This is a genomic window from Arcicella sp. GW822-FHT02H01, from assembly GCF_058802005.1.
The window spans coordinates 4,114,488-4,131,001 of record NZ_JBXANT010000001.1 but is presented as its reverse complement, the minus strand read 5'-3'; the positions used below and the strand labels follow the sequence as shown (position 1 = coordinate 4,131,001).

General features: G+C 33.3%; 15 protein-coding genes and 2 tRNA genes. 7 read left to right on the top strand and 10 right to left on the bottom strand.

What is annotated here, in order from left to right; translation table 11 throughout:
- Positions 1–182: 182 nt before the first annotated feature.
- On the top strand, positions 183–1,079 hold the full coding sequence (locus tag AC1RNE_RS17230; RefSeq protein WP_492802555.1) for a YitT family protein: 897 nt from the start codon (positions 183–185) through the stop codon (positions 1,077–1,079).
- A gap of 117 nt (positions 1,080–1,196) precedes the next feature.
- Here the strand turns inward: AC1RNE_RS17230 and AC1RNE_RS17225 are convergent, their stop codons facing one another.
- The 5 genes from AC1RNE_RS17225 to AC1RNE_RS17205 all read right to left on the bottom strand — a co-directional run bounded on the left by AC1RNE_RS17225 (position 1,197) and on the right by AC1RNE_RS17205 (position 5,145).
- A complete protein-coding gene (locus AC1RNE_RS17225; RefSeq protein ID WP_492802554.1) occupies positions 1,197–1,967 on the bottom strand; it encodes a class I SAM-dependent DNA methyltransferase in 771 nt (256 codons plus the stop codon).
- A complete protein-coding gene (locus AC1RNE_RS17220; protein WP_492802552.1) occupies positions 1,957–2,859 on the bottom strand; it encodes a glycosyltransferase family 2 protein in 903 nt (300 codons plus the stop codon). Before AC1RNE_RS17220 ends, AC1RNE_RS17225 begins: the two co-directional genes overlap by 11 nt.
- Before the next feature lie 13 nt (positions 2,860–2,872).
- Complete coding sequence (locus AC1RNE_RS17215; RefSeq protein ID WP_492802551.1) at positions 2,873–3,961, bottom strand: DegT/DnrJ/EryC1/StrS family aminotransferase; 1,089 nt, start codon at positions 3,959–3,961, stop codon at positions 2,873–2,875.
- Complete coding sequence (locus AC1RNE_RS17210) at positions 3,942–4,340, bottom strand: sugar 3,4-ketoisomerase (protein ID WP_492802549.1); 399 nt, start codon at positions 4,338–4,340, stop codon at positions 3,942–3,944. Before AC1RNE_RS17210 ends, AC1RNE_RS17215 begins: the two co-directional genes overlap by 20 nt.
- 439 nt (positions 4,341–4,779) lie before the next feature.
- Complete coding sequence (locus AC1RNE_RS17205) at positions 4,780–5,145, bottom strand: LytR/AlgR family response regulator transcription factor (RefSeq protein ID WP_492802547.1); 366 nt, start codon at positions 5,143–5,145, stop codon at positions 4,780–4,782.
- A gap of 214 nt (positions 5,146–5,359) precedes the next feature.
- Here AC1RNE_RS17205 and gldG point away from each other — a divergent pair, with 214 nt between their 5' ends.
- From gldG to AC1RNE_RS17190, 3 genes are all read left to right on the top strand, one after another.
- Positions 5,360–7,024 (top strand): gliding motility-associated ABC transporter substrate-binding protein GldG, encoded by a 1,665-nt coding sequence (gldG, locus tag AC1RNE_RS17200; protein WP_492802546.1) that lies wholly within the window; start codon positions 5,360–5,362, stop codon positions 7,022–7,024.
- 177 nt (positions 7,025–7,201) lie between these two features.
- A complete protein-coding gene (gene dnaN, locus AC1RNE_RS17195) occupies positions 7,202–8,326 on the top strand; it encodes a DNA polymerase III subunit beta (RefSeq protein WP_492802544.1) in 1,125 nt (374 codons plus the stop codon).
- 180 nt (positions 8,327–8,506) lie between these two features.
- Positions 8,507–8,962: a thioredoxin family protein gene (locus AC1RNE_RS17190; protein WP_492802542.1), complete on the top strand. Its 456-nt coding sequence runs from the start codon at positions 8,507–8,509 to the stop codon at positions 8,960–8,962.
- A gap of 120 nt (positions 8,963–9,082) precedes the next feature.
- Here AC1RNE_RS17190 and AC1RNE_RS17185 read toward each other — a convergent pair whose 3' ends face one another.
- On the bottom strand, positions 9,083–9,856 hold the full coding sequence (locus tag AC1RNE_RS17185) for a TerC family protein (protein WP_492802540.1): 774 nt from the start codon (positions 9,854–9,856) through the stop codon (positions 9,083–9,085).
- A 346-nt stretch (positions 9,857–10,202) separates the two neighbouring features.
- Here AC1RNE_RS17185 and AC1RNE_RS17180 point away from each other — a divergent pair.
- A tRNA-Val gene (locus AC1RNE_RS17180) sits at positions 10,203–10,280 on the top strand.
- An 18-nt stretch (positions 10,281–10,298) separates the two neighbouring features.
- Positions 10,299–10,376: transfer RNA gene (locus AC1RNE_RS17175), tRNA-Val, on the top strand.
- Between the two features lie 149 nt (positions 10,377–10,525).
- Here AC1RNE_RS17175 and ffh read toward each other — a convergent pair.
- The 4 genes from ffh to pheT all read right to left on the bottom strand — a co-directional run bounded on the left by ffh (position 10,526) and on the right by pheT (position 14,998).
- Complete coding sequence (gene ffh / locus AC1RNE_RS17170) at positions 10,526–11,860, bottom strand: signal recognition particle protein (RefSeq protein WP_492802538.1); 1,335 nt, start codon at positions 11,858–11,860, stop codon at positions 10,526–10,528.
- 69 nt (positions 11,861–11,929) lie between these two features.
- The gene (locus AC1RNE_RS17165; RefSeq protein ID WP_492802536.1) at positions 11,930–12,196 is read right to left on the bottom strand and encodes a type II toxin-antitoxin system RelE family toxin; all 267 of its coding nucleotides are present in this window, start codon (positions 12,194–12,196) and stop codon (positions 11,930–11,932) included.
- Positions 12,193–12,393: a hypothetical protein gene (locus AC1RNE_RS17160; RefSeq protein WP_492802534.1), complete on the bottom strand. Its 201-nt coding sequence runs from the start codon at positions 12,391–12,393 to the stop codon at positions 12,193–12,195. The genes AC1RNE_RS17165 and AC1RNE_RS17160 overlap by 4 nt, the downstream gene beginning before the upstream one ends.
- A gap of 178 nt (positions 12,394–12,571) precedes the next feature.
- A complete protein-coding gene (gene pheT / locus AC1RNE_RS17155) occupies positions 12,572–14,998 on the bottom strand; it encodes a phenylalanine--tRNA ligase subunit beta (RefSeq protein WP_492802532.1) in 2,427 nt (808 codons plus the stop codon).
- Between the two features lie 232 nt (positions 14,999–15,230).
- Here pheT and AC1RNE_RS17150 point away from each other — a divergent pair, with 232 nt between their 5' ends.
- Positions 15,231–16,397, top strand: a complete 1,167-nt coding sequence (locus AC1RNE_RS17150) for an outer membrane beta-barrel protein (protein WP_492802530.1) — start codon at positions 15,231–15,233, stop codon at positions 16,395–16,397.
- Positions 16,398–16,514 lie beyond the last annotated feature (117 nt).

Sequence of the window (16,514 nt, the reverse complement as noted above, 5' to 3'; positions counted from 1 at the left end):
TTCCATGAAGAAACTGATTTCAAACTCTTCTTACTTCAACTCCAGAATACATCTCTTGTGTTTCTCTTTTAGCACAAAACATTCTACTTTATAGTAAGTAATAATTGGCAAGAAGTAATATTTTTCGTTGTTTTCTTCGTATTTTTCATAAGCATTATTTGCTCATTAAACCCCTTTACATTATGATCCAACCAATTCTACAAAACACTTCGCAACAAAAAAATGTAGTCCTTCAATATGGTAAAGACGCCTTGCTTGTAATAGTTGGTGTACTATCAGCTAGCTTTGGACTTAAAGGCTTTTTACTTCCAAACGATTTCCTAGACGGAGGTGTTACGGGTATTTCACTGTTAATCAATATATTAACAGACATCAACCTACCTTCATTGATTATTATAGTTAACCTTCCTTTTATATGGCTGGCCTATTCGCAAGTATCTAAAATTTTTGCTTTCAAAACCTTGTTAGCCATTGGAGTGCTTGCCCTAAGCTTAACTTTTATCACGTTTCCGATTGTTACTACCGACAAGCTTCTGATTGCGGTATTTGGTGGTTTCTTTCTTGGTGCGGGTATCGGGCTTTGTATTCGTGGTGGTTGTGTGTTAGATGGTACAGAGGTATTAGCCTTGTTTATTAGCCGTAAAACAGTATTGAGTGTAGGAGACGTTATCATTGTTATCAACGTGATTATCTTCTCTGCAGCAGCTATTTTAATCAGTGTAGAAACTGCCATGTATGCTATGCTTACTTATTTAGGTGCTTCTAAAACCATCGATTTCTTAATTCATGGTCTTGAAGAATTTACAGGCGTAACCATCATTACAGAACAAAGCGAAGCTGTTAGAAAAGTAATTATTGAGAAATTAGGACGCGGGGTTACTATTTTTAATGGGAAAAGAGGGTTTGGCAAGAGAGGACAATTAAACGAAGATTTAGAGATAATCTATACTGTAGTTACTCGATTAGAAATTCAAAAATTGACCGATGAAGTAGCCAATATCGATAAATCGGCTTTTATTATACAGCAAAGTATCAATGATGTAAAAGGTGGAATGATTAAAAAATTACCTTTGCATTAAAATAATTTGAAGATTTGAAAATACATTAATCAATAATATCAAATGAATTAAAAATAATTTAAAAATGTATTAATCAATAACATCAAGTGAATCAAAAAGGGTTTAATCTGTACTAGATTAAACCCTTTTTGATATTTTCATAAATAAAGAACTCCCAAAGAACCCTTTATAAAATATTTTTTCTTCTAATTTCACTAACTGGTAACAGCAATTATTCACAAAATCAGAAGGGACTTCAACATCAGAAACTACATTATCTGTTTTAATGAATCCTAAGTTTATTCCAAATCGTTGGCTCAATCTTATTAGGAGTACCAAAGGAGACAAAAGCCATGTCCAATAAGAGAAGTAATCAATAGACAGTAAACTCCGAGGTATCAATGCCTCAAAATCGTTTATTGTAAACCTATGCTTTCCTCCTACCGCGATATCATGCGTCCCCCAAAAAACATCAAAAGCATTATTATTTGAAATAAATATTCCGTCGGTATTCAATAAGGAATAAATCGTTTCAAAAGTCTTATGAATTACCTTCTTTTGTAGACAATAAAATACATCGTTACAAACGATTACATCAAATTTTTTGGGTGCTGTAACCTCGTCTAAATGCTCAATATTTAGTCGCTGTACATTTAATTTTCTTTCTTTACAAAAGAAAATAGCAGCTTCTGAATAATCTATGCCTTGAATATTTTGAAAGCCCTTTTTCATCAAAAAACTCATTAATCCCCCCGTACCACAACCAATATCTAAAATACTGATATTATCATTGTTAGGATATTTTTTGATTATTTCAGCTAATACTTTTTCATGTAAGATTCTATACCACCAAAGTTTCTCTTCGGCATCATACATCATTTTGTATTCTTCAACACTACTATTTAGCATGATTTAGTACTTTATATTTTACTGAATATTGTGGATAATTGTTTTGTGTTAAAAACATTCTCCCCATGTATTCCCCAATAATACCCAATGACATCAACTGTACTCCTCCAAAAAACATGAAAACAGTAATAGAATATTCAGACAATACACCCCATATATCTAATCCAAAAAGCAATAGAGAAACTACGGTAAGGAAAAAGCCTGAGAGTAAAATAAATCTTGCTGGTAGAATCGAGTAACCAAAAATTATCGTCAGAAAAAGTACAGATAGTTTACTAAAGGTATAATTAGAATGCCCTTCTTCTCTTTCTGAATGTTCCACATGCACACTACCTACTTGGGAAACGACACTAAAAATAATGCCGTCGATATAAGGAAATGGACCTTTGTACTGACAAATTTCATCAACAATATCTTTCTTGATTAATTTAAAACTTGAAAGATAAAGTCCTTTGGGTTTATTTAATAGATGGGTTGCTAATTGATTAACCAACCAGCTTCCAAAGTTTCTAAAAATACTATGTTTTTTGTCTGAATAATACGTATAAATTACTTCAAGTCCTGTTTTTTGTGCTTCTTCTAGTAGTTTAATAATTTCTGAGGGCGGATTTTGAAAATCATCATCAATCATCACGGCATATTCTCCTCTAACATGATTTAAACCACACATTACTGCATTAAATTCTCCAAAGTTTTTTCTGAGTGATACAAATGTAATATTGCTGTATTTTTTGGATAGTTGTAAACAAACTTCCTCTGAGTTGTCGGGGCTACCGTCGTTGACTAATACAATTTCAAAGTCATATTGATGTAATTCTTCATGAAGTTTTTCAATCAATTTACCAATGGTCTTTGCACCTTTGTAAACTGGAATGACAACCGATAATAACATAAAAAAATGGGGATTAGAAAATATTTATAGTTTCAATGATATATGTGATTTCGTTTTCAGTCAATGAGGTGTTCAGAGGAATACTAACAACCTCTTTATGTATTTTTTCTGTGATAGGCAATGATACTGCATTCCATTCTGCAAAAGCTTTTTGCTGATGCGGAGGGATAGGATAGTGAATATCAGTACCTATTCCTTTTGATAACATATATTTTACAAAATCGTCCCTTTGTGCTGTGCGTATGACAAACAAATGCCACACATCATCGTCAAGCGTATCATTAGGGGGTAAAATAATTTTATCATTTTTGATGTTACTAAAATATAAAGAAGCTATTTTTCGTCTGTAATGATTATCATCCTCTAATTTTTGTAGTTTCAAGCTTAATATTGCTGCCTGAATCTCATCGAGTCTACTATTTATACCTTGATAATCAAATACGTATTTTTTGCTAGAGCCATAATTTCTTAAAGCGATTATTTTTTCAGCCAACACATCATCATTAGTAGTAATAGCGCCAGCATCGCCTAATGCTCCTAAGTTTTTAGAAGGATAAAAACTAAAGCCAGCCCCATCTGACAGGTTCCCTGCTAGTTTTTCGTTGTATTTAGCTCCATGAGCCTGCGCGGCATCTTCAAATACGCGTAGATGATGCTTTTTGGCTATCACATTAATAGCTTCCATATCACAGCATTTTCCGTAAAGATGCGTAACCAGAATAGCACTTGTTTTGGATGTTATTTTTCCCTCAATATTAGCTGGGTCAATTAAATATGTTTCTAAAGAAGGTTCCACTAAAACGGGAACATAGCCAGCATGTTTAATGGCTAGAATAGTAGCAATATAAGTATTAGAGGCAACTAAAATTTCTGCTTTTTCAGGAAAGTCACAAGCCTTTAAGAGGATTGTTAAAGCATCCAAACCATTTGCTACTCCCAAACAATATTTTACGTTACAAAATTGAGCAAAGGCTTCTTGAAAAGCCTTTCCCTTCTCTCCTAGTATATACCATCCCTTCTTTAAAACTTCATCAAAAACTTCTTTGATTTCTAGCTCAAAAGGCTTGTTTATTGCCTTTAAATTAAGAAAAGGTATTTGCATTTGCTTTTTGCGTTATTTCATAAGGTTCGTCAATATAATCACTAGCATCATATAGCTCGTTGGCTAAAACTAATAGAATACATGACTCCGAAAAAGAATCCATAATATGCCAGTCCTCAGGTTGAAGGATGATGCACTGATTAGGAGAACTTAAAAAATATTCTTTTTCACTCTTCCCATCATTAATATAAATTCTACAAGTACCTGTCAAACAGGTAATTGCCTGCCAAGTTTTCTTATGGCGATGCCCACCCCTCACCTTGCCTTCTCCACAGTGAATATAAAAAACTCTTTTTATACTGCCGGGAAGATGTTTTTCAAAGACGGTTAGAGAGCCTGATTCAGAATCAAAACATTGTAATTCAAGAAATTTACTCATTGAAATTTTGTTTTCCACCCAAAACCCTCGGAAATTATGTAGAATAAAATCCGATTGCGTTGATGATTTGATTAATAATATTCTGAATTGGATAAAAGTGATGTGATAATTGTTTTTAGTTTATAATATCCTAAAAACGGTTTTCATGGTTTGTATAAAATTTATTTTTTATACCTAAAAGCAGTTAATTCAAAGATAAACCTCAAAACTTAATTTTCCAAAATCCAGCATCAATTGAAAAATGAAATTGTTAACAACAATTTAGCTTTTAGAGGTCACGATGTTGTCTGCTTAAATAAGTTAAAACTAAAAATATATGCTGTTTATTGTATAGAATGCCTTATTCCGTTACTATTTTATCATACAATAAGAAAGCAGTAACCCTATCAAAAGGACTACTGCTTAATAAAAATATAATATATAGATTTAGAGATTTTTTTTACTTGATATATTTCCCCACAATTTTTCTGATAGAGGAGGATTTAATCATATTCATTTTTCGCCTAGCGATAGGTGCATACAAATTATTATCCATGATGATGGTATTGTCTTTACTAATATATTTCACAACGTATTTAGGATTGATGATATATGATTTGTGTACTCTTAAAAATCCTTGGGCATTCAATTCTTCCTCGAAGGTATTAATACACTTAGCAAACAATGGATTTGATCCGTCTTTCAAATGTATTAGCGTATAATTTCCGCTAGCTTCCAACATAATGATTCTATCTATTCCTATGAATATCTTTCTTTTTAAATCAACGGTTAGTTGTATTTTTGGGCGAGGTATTAAAACTGACATATGCTATCTATAGTTGGTGGTTAGAAAAACTATTCAAGTTCCTATCAGTTTAGTCGTAGAAAGGCGTTATGATGGTAACAAAACCTGTTATTTTTTTATTTATGAATACCGTTTTGTTTCAACCTTCGTTTAAAATGAATTAATAAAAGATAAATACTAATTTTGTAAGCTTGTCTTATCAAAAAACAGTGGAAAGAAAATTTTCAAAAATTAAATGAAAAATAAAAGCATTCAATTTATAATCATTTTTATAGCAGTAATTGGCGTTAATTTATTGGCTAGCCATTTCTTTTTTCGGTTAGATTTAACCCAAGAAAAACGATATACAATTGCTGATGCTACCAAAAATTTATTACAAAACCTTGATGATGAAGTATATATAAAAGTATATTTAACAGGCAAAGGGATTCCTGCTGGATTTAAGCGCTTAGAAAATGCGGTTAAAGAGACACTAGATGAATTTAGGATTTATGGTGGCTCAAACGTGAAATACACCTTTGTTGATTTGAATGCTGAATATAGAGACGAGAAAATAAGAAACGAGAGAATAGCGGCTATTGCTAAAAAAGGCATCACTCCTACTAATGTTTATAATAATGAAGATGGGAAAAAAACGCAAAGTTTGATTCTGCCGGGGGCAATTATTACTTATAAAGGCAAAGAAATTGCTACGTTATTATTAAAAGGAAACAAATTATCCTCTCCGCAAGATATTTTGAACCAGTCTTACGAAGGAGTTGAGTATCAGTTGGCTTCGGCTATTAAAAGAGTAACAGCTACTGAAAAAAAGAAAATTGGCTTTTTTATTAATTATACATCACTTCCTGCGGTCAATCAGCTAGACTTAATTGGTGCTTTAAAGCCCAACTATGAATTATATCCTGTTGATTTAAGAAATTCGCCAACGTTGGATGGCTTAGATGCTATTTTTGTGTTAAAGCCCGACCAGCTTTTCAACGATGATGATAAATACAAAATTGACCAATTTATTATGAATGGAGGCAAGGCGGTTTTCTTTGTTGATGCAGTAAAGGTAGATTCTGTAGCTCGAGAAGGGAACATGGCTCAAATTCAAAATGTTGGGTTAGAAGATTTATTGTTTAAATATGGTGTCCGTTTAAACCCTAATTTAATTAAGGATGCTCAGATGAGTGCTGCTATTCCTTTGGATATTGGAAACTTTGGCGACCGTTCTAATATTCAGCTTGTTCAATGGCAATATTACCCTTTAATCAATACTTTCGGGAAGTCGCCTATTGTAAGAAATCTGGATGCTATTTATACTAAATATGTAGGTTCATTAGATACCGTTCGTGCTGATGGCATTACTAAAGTACCGTTGTTAATGACATCCCAATACACACAGTTATTGCACGCCCCAGCGATTATGAGCTATAATTTCGCTAGTAAAGATTTGAATGCGAATCAATACAAAGGCGGCGTTCAAACAGTAGGGGTATTGCTTGAAGGTAAATTCGAATCTTTATTTAAAAATAGAATTTTACCTAGCGACCCTCGTTTTGCTACGTTTAAGGCAGAGGGGAAGGATTCTAAAATAATCGTTTGTTCAGATGGAGACATTCCTGTGAATGATTTTGATCAAAAACATAATACTCCCCTACCACTTGGCTTTGATAAATACTCTGGAAATACATTTGCCAACAAAGATTTTGTATTAAATGCTATCGATTATTTATTGGATGATAATGGCGTAATAGTAGCTCGAAATAAAGAAATCAAACTAAGACCTTTAGACAAAGCTGCCTTGCAAGATGAAAGAACCTATTGGCAATCAATCAATTTAATTGTTCCAGTAATCATTTTAGTGGTTCTTGGACTTGCCAGAAACTTTTGGAGACAAAGAAAATATACACGATAATATATTTTTAACTACAAAAAAACCTTTCTTCTTAGTGAATTTTGGTGAAAAATAATTAAAAGTCGGGGCTTATTCGTAGTTTTGTAGTAATTTTTAAAAATATAGTACTCAATATCAAAACCCGATGCGTTTTGATAATGTAATAGTCATTCTCAACTAAAAATATTCCTCAAGATAATGAAATTCGTCGTATCCTCATCAGTTTTATTGAAACAACTATCGACAGTTAATGGCGTTATTGCTAATAATCCGATTGTACCTATTTTGGAAAACTTCTTATTCCAAATCGATCAAACTCAACTGACAGTTACTGCTTCTGATTTACAGACGGTAATGATTACGACGCTAGCAATTGAATCTTCAGACAACGGAGCAATCGCTATTCCTGCTCGTTTATTGTTGGATACGCTCAGAGGGTTACCAGATCAGCCGATTACTTTCAAAGTTGACAAAGATACTTTTGGTACTGAAATCATCACTGAAAATGGTCGTTATAAGCTATCAGGCGAGAATCCAATCGATTTCCCTAAAGTGCCACAAGTGACAAAAAGTTTGTCAGTACAAATATCTGCTGAAATACTAAGTGCAGCCATTTCAAATACTATTTTTGCTGTTTCAAATGATGACTTACGTCCAGCAATGACAGGTGTTTATGTACAACTATCACCTGAATATACCAATTTTGTAGCAACAGATGGTCACCGTTTGATTCGCTATAAAAGAAGCGATGTAAAGTCTGAGTATGATTCTACGATGATTATTCCTCGTAAAGCATTGAATCTATTAAAATCATCTTTGCCTTCTGATGACACCACCGTTACTTCAGATTTTAGTACCTCAAATGCTTTTTTCAGTTTCAATAATGTTAGAATGATTTGTCGTTTAATTGACGAGCGTTTCCCTGATTATGAAAATGCTATTCCTAAAAATAATCCAAATGTTTTGACAATCAACCGTTCTGAGTTTTTAGGTTCTTTGAAACGTATTTCAATTTATTCAAACAAAACAACTCACCAAATTCGTTTAAAACTATCAAATAACGATTTAGTGATTTCAGCTGAGGATTTGGATTATTCTAACGAAGCCAATGAAAGATTGATGTGTGATTATGAAGGTGATGAAATGGAAATTGGCTTTAATGCTAAGTTTATGATTGAAATGCTGGGTAACCTTACTTCAAACATGATTTCACTAGAAATGTCTCAGCCAAACCGTGCTGGTTTGATTATTCCTGCTGACAAAAAAGCTGACGAAGATATTTTAATGTTAGTAATGCCAGTTATGCTTAATACTTATGCATAATTGAAATTATAATAGACAAAAGGCGTGAGAGTTTTATTCTTACGCCTTTTTGATTTTAAAATGTTAATGATTGTTAATAGCAAACTTTGTTATTCAATTAATAGTTAAAGAATTATTCATCGGTTAAACTATTATAACCAATTTAAACGTTTTGTATCAAACTTAATCAATCTTAATCAAATGTTAAAAACTAGAATTTTATCTGCTTTATTAATCCTTTTTGCTATCGGTGTAAATGCTAAACCAATTCCTTCAAAAGACCCAGTTGCGGCTACAGGCATTCAATTCTTCAAAGGTACTTTTCAACAAGCTTTAGCAAAAGCCAAAAAAGAAAACAAAATGATTATGATGGATTGCTACACTACTTGGTGTGGACCATGCAAAATTTTGAAAAATCAAGTATTTACTGATAAGGCTTTGGGAGACTACATGAACCAAAAATATATTTGTGTAGCCATGGATTATGAGAATGGTGAAGGCCCAGCAGTTGCTCAAAAATATCCAGTTGATGCTTATCCGTCTATCTACTTTATTGATAGCAACGGAAAGCCTAAAACGATTATGGTAGGTGTTCCTAATCCTATTCCTAATGCTGCCAATGTAATTTTAGCACAAGCGAAAAAATTTGTAAAATAATATTTTTGAGAAAATAAAAAGCCGTGATTTTGTATCAAACAAAGTCACGGCTTTTTTATTGGTAACTGAAGCGAAATCTATTGCTCTATTCTGATGAATAGGTCGATAGGATAAAATAATTTATTTAACAACTTCCTGTTTTGTCCTCATTTTAATATTCAGCACTTCCACCAACAATGAGAAGGCAATAGCAAAGTATAAATATCCTTTTGGTACTTCCCCTACCTCTGACCCAAACAGAGAAACATTAGCATCATGAGCTGCCTGAGCGATTAGCATAAAGCCAATCATAATCAAAAATGCCATACCTAACATTTGAATAGAAGGGTGACGGTTCACAAAATCACCAACTGGTCCAGAAAAGCCCATCATAATAGCGATTGACAATACTACCGAAATAATCATAATTGGTAAATTATGTGTCAAACCAATCGCAGTAAGGATAGAGTCTATCGAGAATACAATGTTAATCAGTGCGATTTGAATAACAACCGCCGTAAGTTTATCAGCCGCCGAACCTTTGGGCACTTTTACCTCATGCTCATCGCCTACTTCAAGTTTCTCATGAATCTCTGAAGTAGCTTTAAATAGTAAAAATAATCCTCCGACAAATAAGATTAAGCTTTGTCCAGAAATACCAGCATTAAACCAACCTAATTGGATGTAAGTAAAAGGTTCTTGTAATGAAATAATAAATGAAATACCAAATAATAAGGTAATTCTAAAAAGCATTGCTAATAATAAACCTATGTTTCTAGCTTTTGCTTGGTCTTTCTTGGCTAATTTATTGGCTGCAATTGAAATAAAAATGATGTTATCTATTCCAAGAACGATTTCTAAAAAAGTAAGTGTAAGTAAACTTATAATACCCCCTGCTGTAAATAATTCTGACATTTTAGTTTTGGTTTAAATAATTTGATTACACAAATTTATTCAGTTTAGTCAATAAACAAAACCTCAATTGTTATGAAAGGTTAAAAACATTTACAACTTATCTCAAATATGGCATGAATGATTTATGTACCTAGCTTTACTTTTAACATCATTTATGATGGTTTTGAAGGCAGCATAAACTTGAATTGGAATTCCAGAAAAATATAGAAATTTTCTTATAATTTAACTTATTGATAATAAAACACTTATCATTTTTTACAAAAAAAGTATTGATTTTTTCTTTGTTGAGATTTGCACAGTAAGGAAATAAAGCGTAATTTTGCACCACCTTAAAAGAAAGGGATTTGGTTTCATAGCTCAGCTGGTTCAGAGCACCTGCCTTACAAGCAGGGGGTCCTAGGTTCGAATCCTAGTGGGACCACCAAATTACAACAACAATCTCGGTTTCATAGCTCAGCTGGTTCAGAGCACCTGCCTTACAAGCAGGGGGTCCTAGGTTCGAATCCTAGTGGGACCACCATCAAACAAGACAAGCCTTAACATTTTAACATGTTAAGGCTTTTTTATTGACTCATAGCAATAGTAAACAAAAAGGGTTAAAAAGACATAATCTTCTTAACCCTTTTCTATTGCTAAAGCTCAAAGCTAATTACTCAAAGCTGAGTGCTACTATTTACGCATCATATTTGCCATGTTAGGCATTTTCATTTTGCCATCTTGCACATTGTTCATCATACGCATCATTTTACGCATTCCATCAAACTGTTTGATTAGATTATTAATCTCAGTGACAGACGTACCCGAACCAGCCGCAATACGCTTTTTACGAGACATATCTAAAAGCTCTGGTTTCTGACGTTCCTTCGGTGTCATCGATTGAATGATGGCTTCGATAGATTTAAACGCATCATCAGGGATATCTACGTCTTTCACTGCTTGCGACATTCCCGGAACCATACCCATCAAGTCTTTGAGGTTACCCATTTTCTTGATTTGTTGTAACTGCGAATAGAAATCTTCAAAACTAAATTGATTCTGACGGATTTTCTTGTTGATACGCTCTGATTCTTCTTCATCAAAAGCATTTTGTGCTCTTTCAACCAAAGAAAGTACGTCACCCATACCCAAGATACGGCTCGCCATACGATCAGGATAGAATTGATCAAGGGCATCCATTTTCTCGCCTGTAGAAATAAACTTAATTGGTTTATCTACAATATGACGAATAGAAAGCGCCGCACCACCACGAGCATCACCATCTAATTTAGTCAATACAACACCATCAAAATTCAGGCGTTCGTTGAATGTTTTAGCAGTATTTACAGCATCTTGCCCAGTCATCGAATCCACGACAAAAAGGATTTCTGCAGGCTTGATAGCATCTTTAACCGCTGCAATTTCATTCATCATTGCCTCATCCACCGCCAAACGACCAGCAGTATCTACAATGATTACTCTTTTACCCATTTTACGACCATAAGAAATGGCATTTTGGGCAATCTCAACGGCATTTTTATTCTCAGGTTCAGCATATACATCTACGCCTACTTGCTCTCCTAATACTTTCAATTGGTCGATAGCCGCAGGACGATAAATATCACACGCAACTAACAACACATTTCTACCACTCTTTTTAAGGTATTGAGCTAATTTACCGGAGAAAGTAGTCTTTCCAGAACCTTGTAAACCTGCAATTAAAATAACCGCTGGGTCTGGCTTTAGATTAATAGCCTGTACCGACGAACCCATCAATTTAACGAGCTCTTCATGAACAATTTTCACCAACATCTGTCCAGGGTCAACCGCAATAAGGATTTTTTGTCCCATTGCTTCTTCCTTGATACGGTCAGTGATTTCTTTAGCTACTTTATAGTTAACGTCGGCATCCATCAAAGCCTTGCGGATTTCCTTGACAGTACTTGCTACATTGACATCCGTGATACGTCCCTTACCTTTCAGGGTACGCATTGCGGTGGTTATTTTACTGCTTAAATTCTCAAACATTTTTATCTATTGCTTCTAATTTTTCTTGTATAATTTTTAATATTTCACATTGAAAGATATACGTTCGATTTAAGGAAAGACTTTATATATATCTTTACGGTGTACTATTCTCGCTAACTCTATCACTCCATTTTCATAAAAAAATCCAATCCTATATTTGCCTAACTTAATTCTATAAACATTCTTAAACCCAACTAATTTTTTAATATTTTGTAGCTCATTAATATTTTTGGCAGACTCTATTTCTAAAATTAATTCCTCTACAGAACTTAACACAGATATATCTAAAATTTTGTCAAGGTCTTTACTAAATTTTGATAAAAATTCTATCTTCATTTTTTCCGAAGCTTCATCATAATACTCTCTCTTGAAGTTTTCTCTGAACGATTAACTTCCTCCATCATTTTCATCAAACCTAAATCTTCTTTCGTTTCCTCAGAAATTAATTGAGTTTCAACCTGCATTTTTTTTAATAAATCAGAAAGTAATTTCATCTCAGATTTATTCTTGGGGGTTATTAGCATTGAAGTCATTTTCCTACAATTTTGAGTTACAGTACAAAGGTACAAAATTCTTAATAAACGTTTGTCGATGAGTTTGATATAATAAAATTATCAATAGTTTCAATGCATAAAAACTAATCGTTCTCTAAACCAAATGCCACAAGAATTATAAATCCTTGTGGCATTAAAATCTATTAACTAATTAAGTCTATTTTCTAATCACCGCTCCGATTTCTTTTTCAAAAGCTGTCATTAGTTTCTCCATTGTTTTATCAATTACTTTATCTGTCAATGTCTGTTCGTAATCTTGAAGGATAAAACTTACTGAGTATGATTTTTTATCTGCTCCTAAATTTTCGCCTTGATACACATCAAAAACATTAATCTGGCGCAACAAGTTTTTCTCATAATTACGAGCTAACTTCTGTATTTGGTCGAAAGTAACTGTTTTGTCAATCACCAATGAAAGGTCACGACGAACTTCTGGGAATTTTGGTAATTCTACAAATGCAGCTTTATCATTGTATTGCTTGAATAAATAATCCCAATCAAAATCAGCAAAGAAAACATGTTGTTTTACCTCAGCTTTTTTAGCTACGCTTGGTTTTACTAATCCTACTTTGGCTACTTCTTTTTTATTCAATAGATAGCTTATCCCATATTCAAAAGTAGCAGTTCCTTCTAAAGGTTTTGTATCTAAATTTTTGAAACCTAAACTACCCAACACTTTATTTACAGCACTTGCCAAAGTATGAAAAGCTACTTTTTGCGATTTTAATTGCCATGTTTCATTTTCAGTATTTCCAGTCACATACAATGCTAAATGGCGTTTCTCAACGTATTTATCATTGATTTTATGATAAGTTTTACCAAAATCAAATACCTTCAAATCCTTCTGACGACGGTTGATATTATGGGCTAATACTTCTAATCCAGAAAATACCATCGTCTGACGCATCACGCCTAAATCTTCTGATAATTTATTCAAGATTTCAACATCATCATTTGGCAAATCAGCCTTAATCAACGCTGAATAAGCTGGCTTGGTTAAAGAGTTGGTAATGATTTCGTTGAAACCATTTGCAGCCAAAATTTGTGAGATTTTTAACTGTAATTGTTCTCTATCTTTATGAGGGAAGCCCGATAAAAATTCAGTACCCAAATTTTCTGACAACTCTACATTTTCAAAACCGTAGATTCTTAACACCTCCTCAATAATATCAGCTTCGCGCGTAACATCTACTCGATAAGGAGGAACTATTGCGGTGAAACTATTTTCATCTTCATTTTGAATCTGAATATCTAAAGCCTCAAGAATAGCTTTTACTAAACCTTTATCTAACGTTTTACCAATCAAACGGTTTACGTTTTTGTATAAAACTGGAATCGTAAAATCTGCAATTGGACTTGGATAAAAATCACTTACTTCCGAAGCCACTACTCCACCAGCCAATTCTTGAATCAACAACGCTGCATATTTTAGGGCATATAATTTAGCATTCGGGTCAGTACCACGTTCAAAACGGAACGAAGCATCTGTTTTCAAGGCATGACGCTGTGCAGTTTTTCTCACAGAAGCTGGGTTGAAATAGGCTACCTCTAAATACACACGCGTAGTTTCGGGCTTAATACCCGACTTTGTTCCACCAAAAACCCCTGCAATACCCATTGGTTCATCGCCATTACAAACCATTAAATCGGTTTCGCCTAGTGTACGTTCTACTTCATCAAGCGTAGTAAATTTAGTACCTGCTGGAAGTGTTTTTACGATTACTTTCTGACCAGCAATAGCATTCCAATCGTAAGCGTGCATGGGCTGACCTAATCCATGACAGATATAATTGGTAATATCTACAATATTATTAATCGAACGCAAGCCTATTGTTTCCAATGATTTACGTAGCCATTCTGGTGATTCCTGCACTTTTACGCCATCAATCGTAACACCACAAAAACGTGGACAAGCCTCTGCATCTTCTACAATTAACTCTATCGGGAAATTAGTATTGTCAACTTTGAAAGCTTCTATAGAAGGCAATGTAATAGCACGACCCGTTTTAGCTTTGATATCACGTGCTACTCCCCAGTGCGACGCAGCATCTGCACGGTTGGGCGTTAGACCGATTTCAATTAATAAATCAGCTTCTAAATTAAAGTATTGAGTAGCAGGCGTACCGTTTGGTAAATCAGTATCCAATATCAAAATACCATCATGCGAAGTACCAATTCCTAGTTCATCTTCTGCACAAATCATCCCTTCTGAAAGATGACCGTAAGTTTTTTTACTAGTGATTTTAAAAATCTCTACTCCTTTGGCATGGTCATAAAGTGTAGTACCAACTGTTGCTACAATTACTTTTTGTCCAGCATCTACATTGGCTGCCCCACAAACAATTTGCGAAGGTGTTTCAGCACCAACATCAACAGTGGTTAAACTTAGTTGCTTTTCTTTCACCATAAATCGTTCGCAAGTAAGTACTTCACCTACTACAAAACCTTCTAAACCGCCCAAAATTGCTTCGTGACGCTCGATGGATTCTACTTCTAAGCCCGTTCCAGTTAATAGACTATCTAATTCTTGAGCCGACTCTGTTATTTCTACAAATTGTTTAAGCCAATTAAGGGAGATTTTCATTCTAAATGCAATGTAAGATTTCGTGATTGAGAATTGTTTTCTTTTAAAAATTTCTCGGAAATGCAAAGTTAAACAAAAAATAGAAGACATAAATAAACCCCACAAGATTGCTTGCTTCTTGTGGGGTAAAGATTTTGTTAAAGTGTAGTCGATAAGTGCTTTTTATCACGTATCAAAAGTTATACTTTTGTGATAATACACAAAACATTTATTTAAACTCAACACTTTTAACATGAAAACACTCAATTACTTATTCATTTTAATTTTTGTTCTTATTTACGCCTTTCAAAGTAACGCACAAGAAAAATCACCTGACTACATCATTACGTTAGACAATGATACTTTAAGAGGAGACATATCTGAAATCAACAACAATTCAATTAATTTTAAAAGAGATGGTGAACAGATAAATAAAAAAATCAATGCCAACCAAATCAAAAGTTATTATTCTTTTCAAACTAAAGTGAGTGTAAGAAACATAAATATTGAAGGAGTTGAAGCACCTTATTTTCTTAAAGAAGTATTAATTGGATATGTTAGTCTTTACAAACTTGTTAAACCCACCAATTTATATCAGTTTTATTTAGAGCTCCCTGATAAAAGCATTGTTGCATTACCACAAAATAACACTTCTTGGGCAATACTTCGTACTAATTTGTTAGAATGCTCTAGCCAAATTTTTGAAAATCAGATGATTCAGAAAAACTATGCTTACTCTGAACCTTTCTTCAAGAGAGTTATCAAAACTTACAATCAATGTGTAAAGCCTAATGAACGAATTCATGAAACAACCAATGCTCAAAACGTTAATTATGGGATAATACTCGGAACTGGAATTGGAAATTGGAATTATACTTTTGATACGGGTACTAATCCTTTTTATAATTTCAATGGAAATGTGGGCAATCAAATTATATTTTCCTTAGGAGCATTCTATTCTTTCGGTTTAAGTAAAAAACTTTCTGCAGAAATCAATGTGATGTATAGTAAATACTATGGTAAAAGGACTGTACCTATAATTAGCTTTGGTACTCCTTTAGATTCTTATTTATTTTCAATCGATGAGCAATATTTTAATATTCCTATCTTATTAAGGTATACTTTTTTATCAAAAAATGGCTTTAAATTATTTGGGAAAGCTGGTCCATCAATTGGTTATGATTTAGTTTTGAAAGAAACACAGAAGCGTGAGAGTGTTGGAATAGACCTTGAAATTAATCACTTTAATACAACATTTATAGGTTACGGAATAGGTATTGGAATAGAAAAAAAGGTGAATCCAAAAATGTCTCTCAATCTTGATTTAAGATACTTAAGTCATAATGTTCAGGATAAAGTTAGTAATATAGGAATTAATAACTCCTTTCAAATTACAGTTGGCTTAGGATTTCATAAATAAACATGAGTCATCCCAAATTTTCTCTAAAAATAGTGAGTTTTAGATGATTTTTGAGTTTTTGTAATTTATTCTCGTCCTTACTTTTTGCCTTGATGCAAAAAGTAACAAAAAAATCAA